The sequence below is a fragment of the Vibrio rubrogenes genome (genome assembly GCF_059641415.1).
Window position 1 is genome coordinate 57,210 of record NZ_JCARSY010000005.1, and the last position, 23,986, is coordinate 81,195.

Annotated in this window: 26 protein-coding genes; 13 read left to right on the forward strand and 13 right to left on the reverse strand. The window is 45.0% G+C overall.

From position 1 onward, the window contains the following. The first annotated feature begins 47 nt into the window (after positions 1 to 47). The 6 genes from AC55NX_RS05565 to AC55NX_RS05590 all read left to right on the forward strand — a co-directional run bounded on the left by AC55NX_RS05565 (position 48) and on the right by AC55NX_RS05590 (position 5,977). On the forward strand, positions 48 to 776 hold the full coding sequence (locus AC55NX_RS05565) for a response regulator (RefSeq protein WP_496994946.1): 729 nt from the start codon (positions 48 to 50) through the stop codon (positions 774 to 776). A gap of 6 nt (positions 777 to 782) precedes the next feature. Further along, positions 783 to 2,372: an ATP-binding protein gene (locus tag AC55NX_RS05570; RefSeq protein WP_496994847.1), complete on the forward strand. Its 1,590-nt coding sequence runs from the start codon at positions 783 to 785 to the stop codon at positions 2,370 to 2,372. Positions 2,373 to 2,452: 80 nt separating this feature from the next. Continuing rightward, a complete protein-coding gene (locus AC55NX_RS05575) occupies positions 2,453 to 2,950 on the forward strand; it encodes a DUF6653 family protein (protein ID WP_496994848.1) in 498 nt (165 codons plus the stop codon). 355 nt (positions 2,951 to 3,305) lie between these two features. Continuing rightward, complete coding sequence (locus AC55NX_RS05580; RefSeq protein WP_496994849.1) at positions 3,306 to 4,595, forward strand: S41 family peptidase; 1,290 nt, start codon at positions 3,306 to 3,308, stop codon at positions 4,593 to 4,595. Positions 4,596 to 4,823: 228 nt separating this feature from the next. Beyond that, a complete protein-coding gene (locus AC55NX_RS05585) occupies positions 4,824 to 5,297 on the forward strand; it encodes a DUF1203 domain-containing protein (RefSeq protein ID WP_496994850.1) in 474 nt (157 codons plus the stop codon). A 410-nt stretch (positions 5,298 to 5,707) separates the two neighbouring features. After that, entirely contained in the window at positions 5,708 to 5,977 is a 270-nt protein-coding gene (locus AC55NX_RS05590) for a DUF1883 domain-containing protein (protein WP_496994851.1), read from the forward strand. A 71-nt stretch (positions 5,978 to 6,048) separates the two neighbouring features. Here AC55NX_RS05590 and AC55NX_RS05595 read toward each other — a convergent pair whose 3' ends face one another. After that, positions 6,049 to 7,644, reverse strand: coding sequence for an ABC-F family ATPase (locus tag AC55NX_RS05595; protein WP_059121011.1), 1,596 nt, complete (start codon positions 7,642 to 7,644; stop codon positions 6,049 to 6,051). Positions 7,645 to 7,760: 116 nt separating this feature from the next. After that, positions 7,761 to 8,168: a DUF2061 domain-containing protein gene (locus AC55NX_RS05600; protein WP_496994852.1), complete on the reverse strand. Its 408-nt coding sequence runs from the start codon at positions 8,166 to 8,168 to the stop codon at positions 7,761 to 7,763. Positions 8,169 to 8,447: 279 nt separating this feature from the next. Between AC55NX_RS05600 and AC55NX_RS05605 the strand changes: the two genes are divergently transcribed. After that, positions 8,448 to 9,626, forward strand: coding sequence for a dienelactone hydrolase family protein (locus AC55NX_RS05605; RefSeq protein WP_496994853.1), 1,179 nt, complete (start codon positions 8,448 to 8,450; stop codon positions 9,624 to 9,626). A gap of 93 nt (positions 9,627 to 9,719) precedes the next feature. Here AC55NX_RS05605 and AC55NX_RS05610 read toward each other — a convergent pair whose 3' ends face one another. Both AC55NX_RS05610 and AC55NX_RS05615 read right to left on the reverse strand, forming a co-directional pair. Next, positions 9,720 to 10,676 (reverse strand): acyltransferase family protein, encoded by a 957-nt coding sequence (locus AC55NX_RS05610; protein WP_496994854.1) that lies wholly within the window; start codon positions 10,674 to 10,676, stop codon positions 9,720 to 9,722. Positions 10,677 to 10,852: 176 nt separating this feature from the next. After that, positions 10,853 to 11,098, reverse strand: coding sequence for a YgjV family protein (locus AC55NX_RS05615; protein ID WP_496994947.1), 246 nt, complete (start codon positions 11,096 to 11,098; stop codon positions 10,853 to 10,855). 192 nt (positions 11,099 to 11,290) lie between these two features. Here AC55NX_RS05615 and AC55NX_RS05620 point away from each other — a divergent pair, with 192 nt between their 5' ends. Next, a complete protein-coding gene (locus AC55NX_RS05620; protein WP_496994855.1) occupies positions 11,291 to 11,674 on the forward strand; it encodes a VanZ family protein in 384 nt (127 codons plus the stop codon). A 74-nt stretch (positions 11,675 to 11,748) separates the two neighbouring features. Here AC55NX_RS05620 and bioA read toward each other — a convergent pair whose 3' ends face one another. After that, positions 11,749 to 13,029, reverse strand: a complete 1,281-nt coding sequence (gene bioA / locus AC55NX_RS05625; protein ID WP_496994948.1) for an adenosylmethionine--8-amino-7-oxononanoate transaminase — start codon at positions 13,027 to 13,029, stop codon at positions 11,749 to 11,751. 113 nt (positions 13,030 to 13,142) lie between these two features. Here bioA and bioB point away from each other — a divergent pair, with 113 nt between their 5' ends. From bioB to bioD, 4 genes are read left to right on the forward strand one after another with little or no spacing between them, the layout of a single operon-like run. Continuing rightward, positions 13,143 to 14,195 (forward strand): biotin synthase BioB, encoded by a 1,053-nt coding sequence (bioB, locus tag AC55NX_RS05630; RefSeq protein WP_059121005.1) that lies wholly within the window; start codon positions 13,143 to 13,145, stop codon positions 14,193 to 14,195. Further along, positions 14,179 to 15,339, forward strand: coding sequence for an 8-amino-7-oxononanoate synthase (gene bioF, locus AC55NX_RS05635; protein WP_496994856.1), 1,161 nt, complete (start codon positions 14,179 to 14,181; stop codon positions 15,337 to 15,339). The genes bioB and bioF overlap by 17 nt, the downstream gene beginning before the upstream one ends. A gap of 1 nt (position 15,340) precedes the next feature. Further along, entirely contained in the window at positions 15,341 to 16,141 is an 801-nt protein-coding gene (gene bioC / locus AC55NX_RS05640; RefSeq protein ID WP_496994949.1) for a malonyl-ACP O-methyltransferase BioC, read from the forward strand. Then, positions 16,138 to 16,818, forward strand: a complete 681-nt coding sequence (bioD, locus tag AC55NX_RS05645) for a dethiobiotin synthase (protein ID WP_496994857.1) — start codon at positions 16,138 to 16,140, stop codon at positions 16,816 to 16,818. The genes bioC and bioD overlap by 4 nt, the downstream gene beginning before the upstream one ends. 114 nt (positions 16,819 to 16,932) lie before the next feature. Here the strand turns inward: bioD and AC55NX_RS05650 are convergent, their stop codons facing one another. The 8 genes from AC55NX_RS05650 to AC55NX_RS05685 form a co-directional block, all read right to left on the reverse strand. Further along, a complete protein-coding gene (locus AC55NX_RS05650; RefSeq protein ID WP_496994858.1) occupies positions 16,933 to 17,571 on the reverse strand; it encodes a DUF1190 family protein in 639 nt (212 codons plus the stop codon). A gap of 7 nt (positions 17,572 to 17,578) precedes the next feature. Then, positions 17,579 to 17,995: a DUF350 domain-containing protein gene (locus AC55NX_RS05655; protein WP_496994859.1), complete on the reverse strand. Its 417-nt coding sequence runs from the start codon at positions 17,993 to 17,995 to the stop codon at positions 17,579 to 17,581. A 24-nt stretch (positions 17,996 to 18,019) separates the two neighbouring features. Continuing rightward, the gene (locus AC55NX_RS05660; RefSeq protein ID WP_496994860.1) at positions 18,020 to 18,658 is read right to left on the reverse strand and encodes a YjfK family protein; all 639 of its coding nucleotides are present in this window, start codon (positions 18,656 to 18,658) and stop codon (positions 18,020 to 18,022) included. Positions 18,659 to 18,719: 61 nt separating this feature from the next. Beyond that, complete coding sequence (locus AC55NX_RS05665; RefSeq protein ID WP_059120999.1) at positions 18,720 to 19,748, reverse strand: potassium channel family protein; 1,029 nt, start codon at positions 19,746 to 19,748, stop codon at positions 18,720 to 18,722. An 83-nt stretch (positions 19,749 to 19,831) separates the two neighbouring features. Continuing rightward, a complete protein-coding gene (locus AC55NX_RS05670; protein WP_496994861.1) occupies positions 19,832 to 20,527 on the reverse strand; it encodes a PspA/IM30 family protein in 696 nt (231 codons plus the stop codon). A 4-nt stretch (positions 20,528 to 20,531) separates the two neighbouring features. Continuing rightward, positions 20,532 to 20,906 (reverse strand): DUF2170 family protein, encoded by a 375-nt coding sequence (locus AC55NX_RS05675; protein WP_231735808.1) that lies wholly within the window; start codon positions 20,904 to 20,906, stop codon positions 20,532 to 20,534. A gap of 220 nt (positions 20,907 to 21,126) precedes the next feature. Continuing rightward, a complete protein-coding gene (locus AC55NX_RS05680) occupies positions 21,127 to 22,293 on the reverse strand; it encodes a glutathionylspermidine synthase family protein (protein ID WP_496994862.1) in 1,167 nt (388 codons plus the stop codon). Between the two features lie 292 nt (positions 22,294 to 22,585). Continuing rightward, a complete protein-coding gene (locus AC55NX_RS05685; protein ID WP_197413084.1) occupies positions 22,586 to 22,759 on the reverse strand; it encodes a hypothetical protein in 174 nt (57 codons plus the stop codon). Positions 22,760 to 23,114: 355 nt separating this feature from the next. Between AC55NX_RS05685 and htpX the strand changes: the two genes are divergently transcribed. Next, the gene (gene htpX, locus AC55NX_RS05690) at positions 23,115 to 23,978 is read left to right on the forward strand and encodes a protease HtpX (RefSeq protein ID WP_496994863.1); all 864 of its coding nucleotides are present in this window, start codon (positions 23,115 to 23,117) and stop codon (positions 23,976 to 23,978) included. Positions 23,979 to 23,986 lie beyond the last annotated feature (8 nt).

A 23,986-nucleotide genomic window follows, 5' to 3' on the forward strand; every position in this document is an offset into this window, starting at 1 on the left:
TCAACCGATGACTCAACGATTTCTATTCTATGATAGATACAAATATGATGGATATGATCAGCAATAAAACGATTGTTCTGGTTGAAGATGACATTGAGTTGGCCGAGCTTATGAAAGATTTCCTCAGTCGCTATAATTTTAATGTTGTGACCGTCGATAATGGGATTGATGCAGTCAAGACAATTCTTAGCATTCATCCCGATTTGGTGATTTTAGATATCTTACTTCCCGGAATGAATGGGATGGAGGTCTGTAAATCAATCCGCAATCAATACCAAGGATACATATTGATGCAGACGGCTTTAGAAGACGATATTGATCAGGTCATGGGATTGGAAGTCGGTGCCGATGACTATGTAGTGAAACAAGTACAACCGAAACTATTATTGAGCCGTATTCATGCATTATTGCGTTGTACCCAAAGAGATTATACGGCAAAACATATCATCCCAAGTGTCGTGAACAATGAATCTGAGTATCAATTCGGCCCTCTGAAAATTAGCCTTGTCAGCCGAAGCGTCACAATCAATCAGATGAGTGTTGATTTAACCAGTGCTGAATTTGAATTATTGGTTTTATTGGCTCAGTCTATCGGGAAAGTTGTTTCCAGAGACGAAATGATTCATCGACTCAGAGGATTTGAATATGATGGTATCGATCGTTCAATTGACCGCAGAATATCGAGATTAAGAAAAAAAATTCAATTGGAGAATAGTGGCGATCTGATAAAAACTGTCAGAGGGATTGGTTATCAATTGTGCGTATACAGTGAGTGAATTTCGATGATAAAGTCATTTTTAGGACTATGGTTTCTGGTCTTCGGCCCCTTATTTTTTCTACTCTACCCAAGTCCTTTGAATCCCATATTGTCGTTTAATAATTATATCGAAGGGCAGCGGTATGAACGGATCTACCAAGGAACATTTACTTTGATTGAGTCCCGGCTTGATACGATACCGATCGATACCTGGCAGCAAGATATTGATCAATTGAGTCAACATTTCGGTTTCTCGCTTCAGTTACTTGATATCAATAAGACTAACTTTGGGTCATTGAACCGAGAAGAAATCGAACGGCATCAAATTATTTTTTTCAATGAAGAACCTGAATTTTTAATTAAGAAGATTGGCAATAGTCATTTCATCCTAAAAATATTTGTTGATTCTTCAGAAGCAGAAAAAATACGGCGAGGTTCAAAGGGGACTGTGTATTTGCTTCAGGAACAGTTTGCAGCGACTGAACGAGAACATTGGCCGACGCTGTTGCGTGACATTTCAAATAACTTTCCGTTTGATTTACAAATTGTCAAAAGAAATCAGATCAAGCTCAGTCAAACCGAACAGAATCAACTCGCGACACATTCTTTTTTCTGGCGAACCAACCCAACCGATGAAATTACATTTTATATCCAACTGAGTGACGGGGACTCGTTCCTTTTAGCCAATTTAATTCCGATGTCCTCGATTAGCTCGTCAGTGATCATTGTGTTGGTACTTGTTTTCGTACTCTCAATTTCGGTGTGTATGTTTTTCTGGACTTATCCGCTATGGAGGGATTTGAAGAACCTGCTGGCGGCGACATCGCAATTCGGCAATGGTGATTTGAATAGCCGGGCGGTGGTATACAAGATTTCGATGGTGGCGACCTTAGGGAATGCTTTTAACCGCATGGCGGATAGGATCGAGCAATTGCTGAAAGGGCAGAGAACCCTCACCAATGCCATTGCACATGATTTGCGGACCCCGCTTTATCGTCTGAGATTTGCATTTGAGATGTTATCTAGCGCCACGACGGAGACAGAAAAGGAAAGGTATCAAATATCGATCTCTAAAAGCCTTGAAGACTTGGACAGTTTAATTAACCAGACCATGGTTTTATCGCGTTATAGTGGCGACAGTCAATTACTTTCCTTTGCTAAACATAATCTTGCCCAATTGATTGATGATGAATGTGTGAGTGTCTTTCAACTCTATCCGAACATCAATTATCAATTGCAGATTGCACCAGAAGCAAGCAATAAGCTGGCACTGATTGACCATACTGCGATGAAACGGGCGCTCAGTAACTTATTAATCAACGCATGTAAATATACCCGAACCACCGTGTTGGTGTGTTTATCATTTGTTGCGGAGACGGATATGTTCGTGATTGACGTCTGTGATAATGGTATCGGGATTGATGAAAGCGATTGGGAGCGGATTTTCTTACCATTCGAACAATTGGATAACGCGCGAAGTCATACTGCTTCAGGGCATGGACTTGGGTTAGCGATTGTCAAACATATCGCACAATGGCACCAAGGTTCGGTATGTGCCGGACGATCTGATTTGGGGGGCGCGCGATTTACTTTTAAGTTCCCAAGTCGGACATAAGGATTGCTCTGCTGGAAACGCATCGCTTTTTGTCGGTGTGATCCGTTTTATGATGAATTGATATGATAGGTAGGTGAAAAATGACCATTGAACGTAAATTAGCGACACTGTTTCATTTAGATGGCAACGGGTGGGACAGACATGCCAATCCGTGGAGTGTCTGGACCCGATATAGTGTTTTACCACTTTTTATTATTGCGGGTTTATTGAGAGAGTGGAGTGTCTGGTGGAGTATCTCTGTTTTGGTGATGTCGTTGGTGTGGATGTTTTTAAATCCGATCTTATTTCCGAAACCGCTCTCGTTACAAAGCTGGGCAACGAAGTCCGTGCTTGGGGAACGAATTTATTTAAACCGGGATAAAGAACCATTGCCTAAAGAGCATCAATTGCCTTTATTTATTATTCTCCATTTGACGTCAACGCTTGGGCTCATATTAGCGGGGTGGGGCGTTTATCAGTACGATATACAGCTCTGTATTTTATCGGTGCTGGTGACTTATCTTGCAAAAAGTTGGTTTTTAGATCGTATGGTCTGGCTATATTGTGATTTCAGTCGTGAACATCAGTCGGACAAATAAACGCAATCTATCTTTATCATATAAAAATCAAGGGTATAATTAGTTTTTACCTGAATTTGAAGATTGTCATTGGAATAATGCCTAAAGATAATCTAGGTGCATAAAATATTATTGACTCGCTTTATTTGTTTATTTTGGTCTTAATTTACAGACAAACTGCTACACAAAGGCCGCGCAGAATCCGTTAACTTATTCATTACGGTAAATAACGGATGGCGAGTGGAAAATGAAACAATTAATAAGAGGGAGCACAATCACTTCAATATTTATTTTAAGTGGTTGTTATCATGAAAATCATAATTTTTTTGCACAAGGAATATGGGTCTCAGAGAGTTATGGTTCTGTATTGAAAATTATGTCTGATTCGGTAACACATTATGAATTTACTTCGGATTATTGTGTATTAACAAACCAAGAGACATTAAGCAAGGCTACATTTGAAAAACATTATCAACAGGTCGATGATCAATTAGTCAGCTTTACTTATCCGGGTTTGAATGCTTATCCGACAGATTACACGATCAAGTATGTGAAACATGCTGAGTTACCTGATAGCTGTCTAACCAATCTGAGTATCGTCAATGAGATGGAAAACGATCCGATCAGAAACTTGGATATCTTTTTACAGACCTTTGATGAATATTATTACAATTTAGATATCCCTGATGTTGATTGGACTGCTATCACACTGCAGGCTCATAGTCAGATTTCGGAAAATTCAACGCGAGATGAACTTTTCGATACTATGTCAGCAGTCATCGCCCCATTACAGAACGGGCATGTGTATGTCTTAGATCAGGATAAGCTGGCTCGGTTCAGGCAATCGGATCGACCGGTTTTATTCGACAGATTACGGCAAGAATATATTGATGATAATGGCCTGGTTGCACCTTTCACCGAATCTGAAAATACGGCGATTCAAAAGTATATTGATGATAATGAGGTGCTCATTCAGTCTATTATCACCAATCAGCTTAATTTATCGGGTGCTCTAGGTGAACATATTATCTGGGGAAAGGGAAAGGATAATAATATTGGTTACTTATATATTGATGGATGGAGTGATTTTGTAGCAGGCAATGACCATGCCGAGACTTTAGCCGTGTTCAGGCAAACGATGACCCAAATTATGGATGATTTTGCATTAACCGATGGTATGGTGATTGATCTGCGCTTTAACGGCGGCGGTTATGCTTATCTTGCAAGAGCTTTAGCCGAATATTTTGTTGATCAACCAACTTTAGGATATATCAAGAGTGCCCGTGACGGCGCTGGATTCGAACCCGAGCATGACATTTATCTTGATCCACGATCCCCGGGTTATAGAAAGCCGGTTGCCGTCCTGATCAGTAACACGACAGCATCCGCTGCTGAGTTATCGACACTCATGCTCAGTGTATCGGAGCAAGTGACATTGATTGGTGAAAGAACACAGGGGATGTTATCGGGTAGCCTGGGTAAAACGCTTCCCAATGGCTTTCGTTTTGGTATTTCGAATATGAAGACTTTATCAGCCGATCGGGTATCGTATGATCAAGTGGGCATTCCCCCTGCGATCACTACGTCATTCTTTTCGAAAAATGATCGCACGAATGGCATAGATACAGGGCTTGAAGCTGCTTTTAACTGGATAAAATCTCGTTAACTGACACGGTACTGTGAGCCAGCAGGGGGACAACCATATTGATGTTGATAACAGGTAAATATCAGCAGTCACCTTTTTTAAATTGGATAGTATTTTAAATTGGATAGTACTCCCATGATTGAACCGGTTATTCTGGCAGAATCGTTGGCGAAAAAACTAAAACAGCCCTCAACATTGAATAAGTAGGCTCATTTGATGGATTTCATTGAATGATAAAAGGAAGTGAATATGAACACTGATTTTATAATTAAAGCGCTTGATGAGAAATATTTTTCTCAGTATTTGCAGATGGACGAAGAACAACTGGCCGAGGTGAATGGCTGTTGGCTTACTGCTGATGAAAAACCGGGTTATCCTTGTCGAGTGACGCTGCAAGAAGCTGAAGTTGGTGAGAAAATCCTTTTAATTCACTATCCGTATCATGATGTCAAATCACCTTATCGCGCAACGGGGCCTATTTTCGTTCGGGCGAATAAACCAATGGTTGAACTGGCGATTAACGAAATTCCTGAAATATTGCAGACTCGATTATTATCGGTGAGAGCTTATGATGTGAACAGTATGATGGTTCATGCTGAGACGGTGCAAGGCCCCGCTCTGGAAGAAGTTATCCGCAATAATTTTAAAAACGATCAGGTGCACTATCTACAAATTCATAACGGCAATCCCGGTTGTTTTAATTGTAGTGTCTTTAGGGCTTAAGCAATTATTTTTAATTTGATATATGACTGAATGAAGGGCAATGAGTCATCAATTGCCCTTTATTTTTTAACCTTCATTTTTAAATATATAATCCCTTCTTTGAACATCAATCTGCTCAGACCATCTGCCTTTTCATTATTTTTTATATGGAATTGAATTGAAAACCGCGATCAATTGATATGATATGAAATCAATTCAATAATAAGTGTCAGTTTTTATCACTGGGTTGCATATCAATTAAAAATTTTCGAGAGAGATTAAACAATATTGATACTTCAGATTGTGCTATAGAGATGATTTTGTTATCTATTTATTCCGTGATCTATGACGAAAAATTCAATATGATCGAGTGATTGAATATGTATCTTCGATCAATAAGGTCGGTTCGAATATGTATTTTTGGAGAGATAATGAAATTTACCCATTACGATCTTAATATTTGTGAGCGGGGGCAGAAAATAGAAGTGACATTGAAAAATAATACAGCCAATGTACTTCTGCTCGATGATGACAATTTTCAAAAATACAAGCAACGTCGCAATTATAAATATAATGGCGGCCATATGACGGACACGGTGAGTATGTTTCTGGTGCCTTATTCAGGGCATTGGCATGTAGTTGTGGATCGGGGGGGTTATGCGGGGACAGTCCAGTCGAGTGTGCGGGTGATTCAAATGTAAAATAGTTGGCTGAGCAGGAGATCCGCGGCACTCACGTCCCGATTCCCCATATCCAGCCAATCTGAGTTTGACTAGCCGATCAGACCTTGTTTCGCCAGATATTCATCGTAAGTACCGTGGAAATCATGCACGCCATCTTTGGTAATTTCGATAATGCGGGTTGCGATTGAGGAAACAAATTGACGGTCATGAGAGACAAATAACAGCGTCCCCGGGTAGTTTTCGAGTGCTAAGTTCAGGGCCTCAATCGATTCCATATCCATGTGGTTGGTCGGCTCATCCATCAGTAGAATATTTGGTTTTTGCATGATCAGCTTACCGAACAACATGCGACCTTGTTCTCCACCGGAGATGACCTTCACTGACTTCTTAATCTCATTTTGTGAAAATAGCATCCGACCCAGAATACTGCGCACGGTTTGCTCGTCATCGCCTTCTTTTTTCCACTGTCCCATCCAATCCATTAAACTAAGGTCTTCACTGAATTCATGGGCATGATCCTGCGCGTAGAAACCAATATTATTGTTTTCTGACCATTTGATCTCACCGGACATCGGAGCAATAACACCTGCCAGTGTATTCAACAGCGTTGATTTCCCGATCCCGTTTTCCCCGATAATGGCAATCCGTTCACCGACTTCGACCATTAGATTGACATCGCTAAACAGAATGTTGTCACCATACCCTTGTTTGAGGGCGTTGACCTCGAGCGCATTACGAAACAGCGGTTTCTCCTGCTCGAATCGAATAAACGGTGACTGACGGCTGGAAGGTTTGACCTCTTCAAGCTGAATTTTTTCAAGCTGTTTCTGGCGTGATGTGGCTTGTTTGGCTTTTGATGCATTTGCTGAGAAACGGCTGACAAAGGTTTGCAATTCCGCTATTTGTGCTTTTTTCTTGGCATTGTCAGCATGGAGACGTTCTCTGCTCTGTTCTGCGGCAATCATATATTCATCGTAGTTACCGTGGAACAAGCGAAGCTCACCATAGTCCAGATCGGCCATATGGGTACAGACGGTATTCAGAAAATGGCGGTCATGCGAGATGATAATCATGGTACAGTTGCGAGCCAGCAGCGTCTGCTCTAACCAAGAGATCGTATGCATGTCCAGGTTGTTGGTTGGTTCGTCGAGCAGCATGATTTCCGGTTCGGCAAATAAAACCTGAGCCAGCAACACCCGCAGTTTCAGGCCCGGGGCGATTTCACTCATCAGCCCAAAGTGTTGTGCTTCCGGGATTCCCAGTCCGAGCAACAGTTCTCCGGCACGGGCTTCGGCTGAGTAGCCGTCCATTTCGGCAAATTCTGTTTCCAGATCACCAACTCGCATGCCGTCTTCATCTGACATTTCAGGCAATGCATAAATGCGGTCGCGTTCTTCTTTGACTTCCCACAACTCTTTATGGCCCATAATCACGGTGTCGATGACGGAGAACGCTTCGAATGCAAACTGGTCTTGTCCCAGCTTGGTCATCCGTTCATTGGGATCAGTTGCAACACTCCCGACGGAAGGTTCTAGTTCACCACTCAGAATTTTCATAAAGGTGGATTTACCGCAACCGTTCGCGCCGATAAGACCATAACGGTTACCGTGACCAAATTTAATGGAGATGTTTTCAAATAATGGCTTATCGCCAAATTGCATGGTGATGTTTGCAGTTGATAGCACAGGAAATTCCAGATTGAGTGGTGAATATGAAAAAAGCTGGCCTTGCGGCCAACTTAATAGATAAGCGTCATATTAACAGATTTTGTGATAGACATCACCCCTCATGTGGCACACGACTACGATGGTGTTACCGCGCTGTGGTGAGCACACTGCCATGGTTGATGTTGTGCTTTTCCTTGCCACACTTTCTCGTGGAAGTAATAGGCGCAGGTATTGATGCTAGGCTCAATCAGAGCCATGACGCCACCGATCAGCCAGCTACCGGTCAGTAGATAAGCTACATTAAAGGCGACACTGAAATGGATCACCGCGAAACTGGCCGTTTTAATATGTGGTGCGGAAGCATAACGCTGTAGCGGTGCATATTGAGACCATACTTTTTCATGAAAATAGAATGCCACGGTATTGATCATGGGCTCTAACATGGCAATTAAACTTCCCAGAATCACATCGCCAGTCAAGATATAGGCAACGGTAAACGCAATACTGAAGTGAATGGCTGCAAAACTAATGGTCTTTTTCATGGGGTGTCCAACCTGAATCATCTGCTTCGATATGATTATTATTGATAATTATTATCATTTAGTAAATTCGATTATATCTATCTATGGCATAGGTAAAACCTCATATAAATAAATGGCGAGAGGATGAATGACGATCAATTCGCCTGATTGTGATCCTGCTAACTCACTCGCTCCTTTATTTTCCTGTAAAGTAAAACGTCGTTTCAATTTTAAAAAATAGATCGAGTGTATGCGGTTCAGCGCTCTTTTCCGTTTAAGGATAGTCAAATGAATCAGTTGATGAAAACCATACTTATAACGAGCATGATCACGCTGACCAGCTCAGCCGTATTTGCTCATAGTCATCATGCCCCGACAGGGCCGGATTACGTTACGCAAGAAATTGATTCACCGGATAATAGCTTTCCGCTGTTTTATGAGAAATTGAAAGCGGCGCGGATGCCGTACCAACTTGCTTGGCATGACGGATACAATCCAGAGGTGTGGCACAGTATCGCAAAGGCAAAAGCACAGGAAATTATTTTACCTTATCGGGATGACACGCCGTTTAATCCGCTGGTGATTGACCAGATCGATCGAGGCAGCTATATCGCCCAGAAAGTTGTGTTCAATATCAGTTATGAGAGTCGGGTGCTGGCATTGATGTTAACCCCAAAGGGAGACGGGCCTTTCCCTGCCGCTCTATTTTTACATGATCACGGTGCGCGGTTTGATATCGGTAAAGAGAAGTTTGTTGAGACTTGGGGAGATGATGCCCGTTTATCGTCATCACGCGAATGGGCGCATCGCTATTTTACCGATCGTTTTCCCGGTGATGAATTGGCAAAACGTGGTTACGTGGTTTTATCTATCGATGCGCTGGGGTGGGGGGATCGCTCCGTTGAAGGATTTAGAACCGACTCACAACAGGCGCTGGCCTCGAACTTATTTAATTTAGGCAGTTCGTTTGCGGGGATTATTGCGCTGGATGATTTGCGGGCCGCGAAGTTTCTGGCGAGTCGGCCGCAAGTCGATAAGTCACGAGTCGCATCCGTCGGTTTCTCCATGGGGGCATTCCGCTCTTGGCAAGTGGCAGCGTTATCGGAAGACATCACCGCGAGTATCGTTGATTCATGGATGGGGACGATGAAAGGGTTGATGGTGCCCGGTAATAATCAGCTCAAAGGGCAGTCTGCATTTACGATGTTACACCCATATATGGCTCGTTATCTGGATTATCCCGATGTTGCTGCCATTGCAGCACCGAAGCCGATGTTGGTGTTTGCCGGAGGATTAGATCCATTGTTTCCCGTCGATTCTGTCCAACAAGCATTCGATAAACTGCATCAGGTGTGGCGGGCCAATGGGGCAGAGGATAAGCTCAATACGCGAATCTGGCCTGATAAGGGACATATTTTTACCGAAGATATGCAGGAAGCCGCGTTCAACTGGTTGGATCAACAGTTTGAGATGAATTAGGTAAAAACGTATTTGTCACGGTGTAGTGAAAAGCGCGGGCTTACATTTCGCAATGAGAATGCCCGCGTAATTTATGCTAAAGCGTGATTTATACTAAAGAATATAACCCACCCGTTTATACACCTGTATCAGTACCAAAGAGAAAGCCATGGACAGCAGCACACATCCAATTGCCATAGGCGTATTTTCCCACGGATGAATTTTCGTCAGAACACTTAGACCGAATGGATGGATCAAATAAATGGCCGTCGAAAAATGGGTCAGATGCTTGTTGTTGGTGGTGCGCTGAGAACGCATGACCAGCAGAAATAATGCCGGGCAGACCCATATCAGCGAAAGATAGTTATCAAACACCCCGGTACGAGCCGGCTGATGAAGGTTGTACCAGCTTTCTCCCAATAGGAGTCCGATGCCGATTAGGGCTGCAAGGAAGAGTGTACTCGTCGATGTTTGGGCAAACAGTTGATGTTTGCGGATGAAGAAACCGAGATAAAAGAACGGGAAGCCTAACAATAAAAAATTGCGATGGGTGAAACCAATGTTGAAGATCTCATCGGCAAATGTCGAAGGCATCAGATGGTAATTGCCGATGTACTGCACCATCACACCCAACACAAAACAGAGTAACGCAAGCTGTATGCCTGTTCGTGTCTGTTCTCTGAACACATAGGTCATTAGCCCTGCGCCAAGCATGCCAATTAAATACCATAAATGGTGATAGCCACCGATGAGTGTTTCAACCACGCTCATCATCCCGACGAAATTTAGCGTGAGTGGTTTGAGCCAAAAATAAGCATAGAAGATGGTCCAGAACAGATAGAGGATTGCGACTCTTTTGCTCCATTGGAGCAACTTGTCTGTAGAGGCTATGGAGATAAAGTAATAACCATTGATAATGAAGAAAATCGGAACCGCAATTCTGAAAATACCGGCGGTAATGAGGTAGTACCCTTCAGTGGTCAGTTCACTGAGAAAATTGCTGTGGATACCGATGACCATGAGAGCCAAGACGATTTTGAAAATATCGAGCGTTAAATTTCTGTTGTACATAAGTCCGAATAAACTGATTGTGGTAGAGTCAAATGTACCATTCTGAGCAATGGATAGCGTTTCAATTGTGTCATTTCTCTGAAATAAGACACCTATGGCCAACCACTATCCATGGTTGTACGTTGATAAGTTGCGTGCTGATAAAATAAGGATAACTTGGTGTAATGCTCTGACAGTTAAATGTTGCCCGATACCTGATGGGCCTCTCTGCGTGCTTTGTGCAGATAATAAATGTTGGCAACGGTAATAAACAGGTTGGCAAGTGTCACGGGCCATGAATCAATAATCAGACCGTAAGTGACGAATAGCAGGCAGCCGATGCAGTTGACGATTCGTAGTTTGACGATATCTTTCATTGTAAATGACAGTGCCACCATCAGTGAGGCGGCGTAACCAATGATTTCTACTGTATTTGCATTCATTTTGTGACCCTTGTCTGGTTCATTGGCGGGCACTATAGCAGCAGAAAATATCGGTTCAATCCCTTGCCAAAAGATTTGGGAAGGTGAACGATAACGCAATCGTTTGACCACCCTAAATAAATATTTGCCTTGGCCCTGACATCCGCGGAGAATAAGCGCCATATTGCATTCACGTCAGTTTAGAGCGTATTCATGTCCCTTATTATCAGATCATTACAAATAGTGAAAAAATACTGGTTAATCATCACGGGATTGATCCTTGTCGCTATCACGGTTTTGTCATTGTGGCCGCTTGCCACCTTACCGAGTGTTCCGGGGACAGACAAAACCCACCATTTGATCGGTTATGCCGTTTTAATGTTTCCGGTGGCATTGCGGCAACCCCGGTGTTGGGGATGGATCGGTGTCGCTTTATTGGTCTACAGTGGCGGGATTGAGCTGGTTCAACCTTACGTCAATCGTTACGGAGAGTGGCTGGATTTGGCAGCCAATGCTGGAGGGTTGTTTTGCGGCTGGCTGTTGGCAATGGTGTTGAATTGCTTTGATTCACGAAGATTATCAGCACAAGATCGATAGTCGTAGACATGGGCGAGGCGTATCGCCCAGCCCACTAAATGATCATTCATCCGTTCGGAGTTCTGAAAAATGAATCACTGAAAAAATAGTGCCGGTTGTTGCAAGGCCTGTTCAATGGCTTGCACCAACTGAGCCAAATCATCAGCGGTCGAGAGGTAAGGCGGCATCAGGTAAATTAATCGGCCAAAGGGACGAATCCACACCCCCTGACTGACAAAATGAGCTTGAATAGCTTCTATGCTGACAGCCTGATGGGTTTCTATAACGCCGATGGCACCGAGCCAACGGACATCTTTCACCATCCCGTACTGTTGCAGCGGTGGCAGATGAGTGGCAAAAAAATGCTCGATTTGCTGCACCTGGGTTTGCCAATCGCCCGTTTCAATCAGACTCAAGCTCGCTTCGGCAACTGCGCAGGCTAACGGATTGCCCATAAATGTCGGGCCGTGCATAAAACATTGCGCTTCTCCGGAACAGACGGTTTGGGCAATGTGCTGAGTGGTCAAAGTGGCTGACAACGTCATATAACCACCGGTTAATGCCTTACCGATACAGAGGATATCCGGCTCGATCTGCGCGTGTTCACACGCGAACAGTTTCCCCGTTCGGCCAAATCCGGTGGCGATCTCATCGACAATCAGCAAGACATTGAACTGATCACACAGCTTTCTGACTTCTTGTAAGTAGCGAGGATGGTAAATCCGCATGCCGCCTGCGCCCTGAACAATCGGCTCGAGGATGACCGCTGCAATGGTTTGGTGATGTTGTTCGAGCTGAGACTGAAAATCGTCGATATCCTGTGGATTCCACGGCTCATAAAAGCCGGTCTGTGGCGAGGTTGCAAACAGATGCTCCGGCAGAAACCCCCGATAGAGACGATGCATCGAATTGTCCGGATCTGTGACTGACATGGCCGCAAAAGTATCACCGTGATAGCCGTGACGAAGGGTTAAAAAGCGCGGCCGGGATTCTCCGCGACTATGCCAGTATTGCAGCGCCATTTTCAAAGCCACTTCAACAGCAACCGATCCTGAATCTGCAAGAAAGACATGCTGGAGTGAAGGGGGAACCATTTGCAGTAATTTTTGACACAAACTCACGGCCGGCTGATGAGTCAGACCGCCAAACATCACATGCGACATGCGTGACAACTGTTCGGTGACGGCGGTGTTCAGCCGGGGATGGTTGTAACCGTGAATGGCGGCCCACCAAGAAGACATCCCATCGATCAACACTTCACCACTTTCCAGATGAATTCGATTCCCTGCAGCATGACTGACCGGATAGCAATTGAGAGGTGAGATAGTTGATGTATAGGGATGCCAGATGTGATTTCGGTCGAAATTCAAATTTATTGTGTTCATATTTAAATCAGTTGTAAATCTATTGGTTTTTATTTTGTTGACAGTGTAGCGCTTCTGTTTAGACTAGCCAACAAAAGTCTCTCTGATAAGAAGAAGGAATACACGTGGAAGTTCGTCATGATTGGACGGTTGCAGAAGTGCAATCTTTGCTCAATAAACCTTTCATGGATTTATTGTTTGAAGCCCAGCAAGTACATCGTCAGTATCAACCGCATAACTATGTTCAGGTCAGCACACTCCTTTCAATTAAAACCGGTGCATGTCCTGAGGATTGTAAATATTGTCCGCAAAGTGCTCATTATCGCACCGATGTTGATAAAGAACGTCTGATGGAGGTTGAGCGAGTGTTGGATGCCGCCCAAAAAGCAAAAGCGTCCGGCTCGACCCGTTTTTGTATGGGAGCTGCATGGAAGAACCCGAAAGCGCGTGATATGCCGCTGTTAAAAGAGATGATTTCCGGTGTGAAAGATATGGGACTGGAAACCTGTATGACATTAGGAATGCTCACCGCTGAGCAAGCTCAGGAACTGGCTCATGCCGGACTGGATTACTACAACCACAATCTTGATACCTCTCCTGAGTTTTACGGCAACATTATCACCACTCGAACTTATCAGGATCGTCTTGATACTCTGGCACATGTCCGGGATGCGGGGATGAAGATCTGCTCCGGTGGCATTATCGGGATGGGCGAAAGCACTGATGACCGCGCCGGATTGCTGGTTGAGCTGGCAAACCTGCCGACCCAACCGGAGAGTGTGCCGATCAATATGTTGGTGAAAGTTAAAGGGACGCCGCTGGAATCCGCCGAAGATGTGGATCCATTTGATTTTATTCGTCTGATTGCGGTTGCCCGAATTATGATGCCTCAGTCTGCCGTGCGTTTGTCTGCCGGACGGGAACAAATGAACGAGCAAATGCAGACGCTATGTTTTATGGCGGGCGCAAATTCTATTTTCTATGGCTGTAAATTACTGACGACGCCGAATCCGGCGGAAGACAGCGACATGCAACTGTTCCGTAAACTGGGGATTAATCGTCAGCAAGTGGTACAGAAACCGGACGAAATTCAGGAAAACGAGTTACTTGATCGAGTCGTCGAACGTGTCGCGGCGCGTCCCGGGAAAGATGACCTGTTCTATGAAGCCGGCATTTAAACAACGGCTGAAGAGCGCATTAGCTGAGCGCGCCTCGCGAGGATTGACGCGGGAGCTGGTACCTCTTACACGCCAGAATGGGGCGCAGTTCGTTCATCAAGGACAGACCTATCTTAATTTTTCCAGTAACGATTATCTGGGGCTTGCCACTGATCCGGCCCTGATTGCTGCATGGCAGGAAGGTCTCAGTCGTTATGGGTGTGGCAGCGGTGCCTCACCGTTAGTGACGGGGTTTCACCAGACGCACCAAACGCTCGAAGCGATGTTGTGCGAATGGCTGGGATATGAACGGGCGATTCTGTTTAATTCAGGGTTTAGCGCCAATCAAGCGGTTTTGTTTACCTTATTACAACGGGGTGACTTACTGCTTCAGGATCGGTTGAACCACGCGTCTCTGATGGAAGCCGGAACACTTTCGGCAGCCACGATGAAGCGCTTCCGCCACAATGATGTGGACCATCTCTCGGCATTGCTTTCCACCGATCAAACCAATGTCGTGGTGACCGAAGGTGTGTTCAGTATGGATGGCGATTGTGCACCATTAACTGAATTGAGTGCTTGCGTGCAGCATCGGGCGATATTGATGGTTGATGATGCCCATGGTATCGGAGTACTGGGACGAGATGGGGCGGGGAGTTGCGCAGCTGCGGAAATTCACCCTGATCTGCTGGTGGTCACCTTCGGTAAAGCATTCGGCCTCTCCGGGGCTGCGGTCTTGTGTGATCGGGACACTGGTGATTATCTCACCCAGTTTGCCAGACATCATGTCTATTCGACAGCAATCCCACCAGCACAAGCTTATGCGCTGAGCCGGGCAATTGAAATGATTCAGCGGGAGCAGTGGCGGCGAGACAAACTCCGGCAACTTCAGGAGATATATCATACTCATCTCCCTTGGGTTGCGGCTGCGTCGCTGTCACAAACTCCGATTCAGCCGCTGATTATTGGCAGTAGCGAACGTACTTTACGGTTTGCGACAGCCTTGCGGGAACGGGGAATTTGGGTGAGTGCGATTCGTCCGCCAACGGTGCCGGAAGGCACAGCAAGATTAAGAGTTACCCTGACGGCCGGGCATAGTGAGGCTCAGGTTCGTCAACTGGCAATGACATTGCAGCAAGTTATGGAGGTTATCGGTGAATATTGAAATGATCCAGCAACCCTTATCATCGACCGTTTCCCAGAGAAAAGCGCGTATTGCTGCAGCATTTGGTAAAGCAGCGCAAAGCTATGATCGCCATGCGGCGTTTCAGCGTGAAGTCGGACAGCAACTTCTCGATGAGCTACCGCCGGATTTACACGGCTGTGTTGTTTTGGATCTTGGCTGTGGAACAGGGTTCTTTTCGGAACAAATGCGTCAGCGTGGCGCTGAGGTGATTTGTGCCGATTTGTCGCAGAGTATGCTGGAGCAGGCCAGACAGCGTTGCGGTACGTCCGGATTTGAATACTGTCACTGTGATGCTGAGGCTTTACCCTTGGCCGATCACAGTGTTGATTTTGTGTTCTCTAGTTTAGCACTGCAATGGTGTGAGTCGTTGTCGGTCTCATTCCGGGAAATCAAACGGGTTCTCAAACCCGCAGGAAAGGGCTGCTTCTCTATTTTAGTTGCAGGCTCTCTTGTCGAACTGGAACAGGCCTGGGCGAAAGTTGATTCAGCCCAACATGTAAACCGCTTTATCTCTGGGAATGCGGTAAAAATTGCGTTAGCGCAAGCTGGCTGCACACCGTATCAGATAGACTTATGTTCGTTCGGGCTTTGGTACGACTCAGCAATGCATCTAATGAAAGATCTAAAAGGTATTGGTGCAACACATATTGACGAGCGTACGAATCGGCTAATCAGTCACCGGATGCTTGCTCAGGTTGAGGCGGCATATCAAACATTTGCCAACCGAGATGGGCTAGTTCCTGCTACTTATCAGGTTTGTTTTGGGGTTATTCAGCAATGATCGACGCACTATTTATTGCAGGTACAGATACGGATGTCGGTAAAACGGTCGCATCAAAAGCGATCTTACAGGCACTTGCTGCCAAGGATTTGAAAACGATAGGTTATAAACCCGTGGCATCAGGGTGTGAGAAAACTGAATCCGGTTTTCGTAATTCCGATGCTTTACATCTCATTAAGGTTTCTACCTGTCAGAGTGATTATGACAATATTAATCCTTATGCATTGGAATTGCCGACGTCACCACATATTGCAGCTAAACATGCGGGTGTTGCGATCGATTTTTCGGTATTAAGTGACAAGTTAGCGCAGCATAAAGCCAATACAGATATTGTTTTGATTGAAGGCGCAGGCGGTTGGCGTGTACCGGTATCAGACACGGTGTTTTTGTCTGACTGGGTGAAACAGGAACAGGTGCCGGTGGTATTGGTCGTCGGTATCCAACTGGGATGTCTGAATCATGCCATGCTGACCGCTGAAAGCATTCGGGCGGACGGTTTGGAGATTATCGGCTGGGTCGCCAACCGGATCAATCCGGGAACTGAGCATTATGCCGATATTATTGAAATGCTGGAACAGAAAATGAACGCACCGAAGCTGGGAGAGATCCCTTATGTACCCAGTGCGAAGCGTCAGGAATTGGGACGGTTTATTAATGTAGAACCGCTACTGGTTTAAATCGATTCATCACGACTCAATGACGATAAAAATGCCGAGATTTTCTCGGCATTTTTATTGAGTGTGGATTACGGAGGAGATTGTACTCTCTCCTCACGTTGAACCACCGCTCTGTTAGCCTCCCCAGCTGCGGCTGGAAGAACCGAAGCTGCGGCTTGATGAACTACCCCAGCTTGATTTCGCCGATGATGTCGAGCCAAAACCACCGCGGGAGATTGTCCGGGTCACGGTTGGTTTGGGTTTCATTTGATCGCGATGAATCTTAACCGGATTGGTTCTATAGCTTGAGCTGCCGTAATGATTCCCGCTTGCGCTGCGCCACTGATGGTAATAAGGGCTGTTAGGGTAATTGGAATAGAACATCGGCTGTGAATAGTAAGACCGGGGGCCGTCTAACATTCTGGCAAACATGAACCCAGCCATTGCGGGCATAAACCAACTGTGATTATTCGGATCCGCACGACACATATCGACACCGAAATCGGCAATACAGTCATTGAGTGAATTGTAGCGGGGTGCTGTCCGGGTAGATTCAGACACAGCGTTTTGGTAAGCAGCCTTACATTCAGTGGTATAGCTCGGGTTATCGTTGATACAATCATCAACGCTCTTATAGATGACGGCATCCTTACCGCTGTCACCACAACCGGACAGTGCAAGACCGGCGATAACAACGGTAATCGGGGCATAAGCGGCACAACGCCAGTCTTTCTTCATGTGTGCCAGGACGACTTGTTTACTTCTCTTCATCATCCGGCTCCTAGTAGGTCATACAGGCCGAATTTAACAGACCGACAGAGATAGACATCGCTGCCATCAAAATGGCTGCGGGGATTTCTCCGGCTTCGATTCGCTCTGCAAGTTTTGGCATAAAACCAAAGCGAACTACCAGAAAAGCGACAACTTGGGCAATCAGTGCGACCAAACTCCAGACACAAAAGTCAACGAGGTTCACCGAGTTGCTGGCAGCACCGGCGAGCGCCAGAGAAAAGCCGATCATCGAACCGGATAAGGCAATTCCGGCTGCGGTATTTTTATCATCTTTGACCAGTTTCCACTCATCATAAGGGGTGATTCGCACATAGATCAGCTTAAACAGAATCAGAAAGACCAGCGATATCACAAAGTAAAGTGAAAAGTTACCTAGTCCAAGGAGTGAATGACGTATAAGTTCCATAAATATTTCCTAATACAGCAATGATTATCCAATGATTTTAAAATCGGTCGGGGTGAGTTCAAAATAGGTACTTAATACCAGACAGTGTTCAGCGTTGTACTGATTGATCACTTCTTCTCCAGCTACCATCAGGCCTTCAAAATAACCAGACTCAGTTTCTCGTTCGTAAACCATGACGAACTGATCGGTCTCTGTGATCGAACCGTCTTTGTGCCAGGTTTTTTCTGTCATTGCGACGGGCACGATATTGTCCCAGGCTTTTTGAAATTGATGATCTTCCAATGACCACTCTGTTTTGACGATGCCACTTTCAAGAAGCGTTTGCCATTGATTCTCGGTGTCGATCGGTGACGTGTCATAGTAATAAAACATTTTGACTTCACGGACATCCGCGTCTTGCGTCCCTTCTTGTAAGACCTGTACATAACCGTCGTCATCGGTGTAAAAACGCAGTAAGCGGGTTTGTGCGTCCAGTTGGATCTCTCCCACAGCCTGAATCAGTTGTGTGGATGAGACACCTTCGATAATCAGTTCCGGTTCGATTAATTTAAGTTTGAGCGCATCAAACTCAAAGGCACCTCCCAGACGGAAACCGAGCACTTCAGGCGCTGTCGGCTCAGATGTTTGTGAATCGGTTACTTTGTTCTTCAGCCAGCTAAACATGGTATCACCTTGGTTAAAGTCATGACGACGAGCTGAATAACGGACGCTTATTTAAGCGACGTTACACAGACCACCGAAATTGATGAATGCGTTTTTCAGCGATATAAAATAGTTTGTCACCACCGGTTATCGATGTATTCAGTGGTGGGTTGAGTTCAATTCCTTGTCCACGATCTACCGCAATCAGAATAGCCTCATATTGCTGCTTGAATTGCAGGAATAATGCTTCAAGCGATGTTTGGCCCTGTCCGGTCGGATAGATGACTGAATATTGGGTCATGCCCTTCTCTGAACTGAGCAATTCATGGTGAAGTGTACTTGACCCCGGGTCAACCGCTGCTTTCGCGAGCATTTCGACAGAAACGGAAGGAATGCATTCGACATTCGGACAGTGGTGTTTCAGGAGAATGCTGAGCCCTTCATCATTAAAATAAGCCAGAATATGAGCATTCGGATTTTGGCCTGAACAGAATAAAGCGGCAGAGAGGGTAATATCATCTTCAGGATTATCAATGATGATACAGCTTGCATTTTGAACACCGGCTCGGTTCATACCGGCCTGATCGGTGAAGCTGGTCACGCGGACGAATTCTATTTCTCCGGGACGAGGATTTTCGATTTCCGGGCGGACACACAGCACAATCGGACGTGGTGTATCTTGTTCGTGTTGTAGCATATTGAGCAGGTGAAGGGTGCGTTGTTCGTTCCAGCCCAATACTAAAATATGGTCATTCACTTTAATTTTCCGTTTGCCAAGTAAACTACGTTTCCAGTATAGGATGAACAGCGTGGCGATACGGCCGAGCGTCAGGGCAAAGATCCCCAGTCCGACCGGAATGATAAACAATGCGACAAACCATTTACCCGCATCGGTTGCTGGTGAAAAATCACCATAACCGACCGTTGAAGAAGTCACTACGAGGTAGTAGACGAAATCGGTAAATGATTGGGTAATCGCTGTCTCGCCTATAGCATTCAGTCCTAGCCAGCTAATCAGCAGATAACCACCAAATGCGAGAATAATATTCTTCTCGCTCATCTGGTTTATTTGTGTATATATCCAACGTCTTAATTGAATAAAGATAGGCATAATCGTTTAATTCTGTTGCAATGAGGATCACTTTGCATGTGGCAGTTGTTCAACACAACTGCCAACCTGTCAAAAGCGTGACCTTATGACTGACCACCTTTGAGGATACGCTCAAGTTCATCACTGGCTGAACTTGTTCCGCCGGGAGTAATGCCGGCTTCTGCCAGTTTGCGATCCAAACTTTGGTTACTACTCTCTTCAGCCATTTCTGCGGCAGCTTCTAATTGAGCGCTCCGTTCAGCCTGACGTTTCTTAATCCGCTCCAGTGACTCAACGGCAGTATGCATTTTGGCATTGGCACCGACATTCGTCGCTGAAACCGCACTCTGTGCTTTTTGCACCGCTTCATTGGCTTTGACCACATCAATCTGCTGTTCCAACTGGCGGAGCTTACTTTTCGCCTGCGTGATATTGGTCCGCATCACTTGCTCAGATTTTTTGAACTCTTCAAGATAGTTATTTTCCATTGAAGATTCATTTCTGAGATCGGCAACCTTTTGGGCACATTCAAGAGCGAGCTCTTGAGCACCTTTTTCCATGGCATTGCGAGCATGTAATTCGTATTCCGTAATCCCTTGTTCCAGCGAGGCAATTTTTTGTTCGGACAGCTTACGTTTCGCAACAATGCCGACCAGCGCTTCATCTGAACGTTTCAACTCTGCTTTCGCTTCGCGAATTTCTTGATCCAAAATACGCAGTGCTTGTTGATCGACAATTGCTTCTGCGGTTTCGTTGGCACCGCCTTTAATCGCGGTGAATAATTTTTTCCAGACACTCATCATATTACTCCGTGATTAACTCTTCCTGATACAACTCGATAAATGCTTCAACATTACGAAACAGGGTTTCAACCTCAATGAGGATGCTTTCTGCTTTGGACTGAGATGACAATGCACCGAAAGCCACGTAATAATCTGCCTGATTAATCTCGTTAATCGCAATGGTTGAAAGGGGAAACATCTTGTGCGTTTTTAGAATCAGTGCATTGAGTTGTGCCTGATCTTTGACATGTGTGGCTGGAAATAACACCACTTCAGCAAGGATCTGTTCACCTGCAACCGCAATATAAGCTTGAATTCCGTCAGCATTGGTCACAATCAGAGCATCTCCCTGAGTTTGAACTTGCCAATCGTCGTTGTGTTGAAGAATGGGCATCATTTCATGAATTTGCCACATAGGTTTCTCCTTGTATCTGAAAGAACAATCAACTAAAAGTCAGGCTGTGATTGACAGCCTGAAAGACTGGAGTGTTGATGCATTTCATCTTGTTATCTATGGTTGAATGCTACCTTGTCACTATCAAAGGTAAACAACAACCCCTACATCGTTTTTATTGGTCAAAAGGGTTATGATACTCGCAGCTTGACGGTTATATGTGTCAGTCAATAATGATATGTGGCACATAGCGCGACATATCTTGTGTGACCCGCGAAACATCTTCCCGGATAGAAATTCCCGCTGCTTCTTGGTTAACCAACCAACTTCCGACCAAGGTATACTGCTGTCCGAATTTCGGTAAAGGATGATAGGCCTGATAGATCACGCCCTCATCGCCATATGGGCCTTCGGTTCTGAGCGTCTGACGGCCATTCTGGACGATGGTAATATTCGCCCCTTCTCGGGCAAAAATCGGTTTAATGACATAATCTTTCAGCGTGCCCAGATCTTTGTCATCGGCAAAGTAAGCCGGTAAGAGATTCGGATGGTTGGGAAACATTTTCCATAACAAAGGTAGCAGCGCTTTGTTACTGATAATTGACTTCCACATGGGTTCTAACCAGTTGACCGAAGCCGCCTGAATATTGGCTGCATATTCTTCCCGAAACATGAATTCCCAAGGATAGAGTTTAAATATCCAATGAACCGGTTTATCGGTTAAATCGGTAAATTGACCTTGAGTGTTCAGCCCAATATCTTCGACATAAACAAAGGCTGTCGATAGTCCAGCCTCTCTCGCACAATCTTCTAAATATTGAACGGTACCGCGATCCTCTACGGAGTCCTTACAACAACAGAGATGAAGTGTTTGACCGGGCTGATAGGTTGCCAACTGTTGAAAGCGGCTGATCAACAGTTCTTGCAGTAAATTACATTGATCGGCATCGCGGCGGATTTTTCCGTGGTTCACCATATCTTCAAGCCATAACCACTGCCAGAATGCCGTTTCATAAAGACTGGTTGGTGTATCTGCATTATTTTCATACAACTTGGCAGGTTGCTTACCGTTATATGCAAAATCGACACGAGAATACAGGGAAGGTTCGCGTTTCTGCCATGAATCATACAATCCTTGCCACATGGGTTCCGGGATTTGGAATTTCCGGAGCCAGTATTCATTCCCGACCACGGTATCCACAACTTCCAGACACATTTGATGGATGTCTTCGGTTGGTTTCTCTAAGTCATCTTCGATTTGTTTGAGTGTAAACTGGTAATAGGCCGTTTCGTCCCAGTAAGGTTCACCATAAGCGGTATGAAAACCAAAGCCGAATTTTTTAGCTAAATCCCGCCAGTGTGGCCGTTCCTCGGCATTTAATCGAAGCATTGTTCTGTCGCTATGATCCGTTGTAGTTGGCAAAACTGTCCGAATAATGAGCACCCGGATAGATAAAATATCTAAAATTCAAATAATTATATGAGCTTTACTGATTATGGTTCAAGTGATTTATTGGATCGGAATGAAAAATATCAGTAGATATCGAAATTGTCTTTTTAGATGAGGCTTGACTGGTCGGAAAATGTTCCACAGAAAATGTGATCAACAAGTCGATGGAAGAACCACAAAAACCAAAGCCGTCATCTGGAGTGATGACGGCTTTTGTAGAGAAAAACACTAACTAGTGGGTTGCCGGATAAGTATATTGAGCAGACTTAGCATGTGATTGATTTTGTTTTTTCTGCTCATATACCGGTTGGTCTATACCGAGCTGTTGTTTCGCTTCTTCTTCGGACAGACCCAAATGACAACGTAATAAATCAATAGCCATTTGATAGTTGTTAGCTTCTGACATGACGGTTTCCTTTTTTATCATGTATGGAACGACATCGTACACGATAAAAGTAGATGTCTTTCCGTGAATTGACAATAAGACTAAAGTCTAATTTATAGGGCTGTTTTTATCGCTGAATGGTGACCGTTCAGATGTACGAAGATTGTCAGAGGCGTTGTCATCAAATGTTGCAATTTACCGCTTCACCTTGTTTTTGAAATAGACGACCATACTTTATGGATATATGGGTCAGTGCGCTTTATTGACGAAGAATAAAAGTGGCGGCTGGCTCTGTATAAGAATTAAATAATAGATCGTGACGGCGTGAATTCAACGAACGGTCAACTTGTGTATGTTTCTCATGGGAGAGTGAGTCATGAAACGCATTTTGTTATTTTTGGCAACCAACCTTGCAGTCATACTGGTGCTCAGTATCGTCTTAAATGTGGTTTATGCCGTGACAGGGATCAGAGCGGGGAGCTTGTCCGGTTTGCTGGTTCTGGCCGCGGTGTTTGGTTTCGGCGGGTCATTGATTTCATTATTGATGTCCAAAGGCATTGCGTTACGCTCTGTCGGTGGCATGGTTATTGAGAATCCACGCAATGAAACCGAGCATTGGTTATTTGAGACCGTGAAACGTCAGGCGAAACAGGTGGGGGTCGGTATGCCGACGGTTGCAATTTATGATTCACCCGATATGAATGCATTTGCAACCGGAGCAAAGCGGAACGATTCGTTAGTTGCGGTTTCAACGGGGCTGTTACACAACATGACCCGGGATGAAGCGGAAGCGGTGCTGGCACACGAGATGAGCCATATTGCTAACGGTGATATGGTGACTATGACGCTGCTTCAAGGGGTCGTGAATACATTCGTTATCTTTATGGCGCGCTTTATTGCCGGGATTGTCTCTTCTCGTGATTCCGATGAAGGAGAGAGTGGTAATCCGATGGTTTACTTTTTGGTATCCATAGTTTTGGAACTCGTATTTGGTATTTTGGCCAGTGTCATTACGATGTGGTATAGCCGCCGTCGAGAGTTCTATGCGGATGCAGGCGCGGCACAACTGGTCGGTAAACAGAAAATGATTGCGGCTTTAGAACGTTTGAGAATGAGCCATGAATCTCAGTTGGAAGGTTCCATGATGGCATTTGGTATCAATGGCAAGCGTTCTCTGACCGAACTCTTGATGAGCCATCCTCCACTGGAAAAAAGAATCGCTGCATTACGTCAGCTATAAATAATATG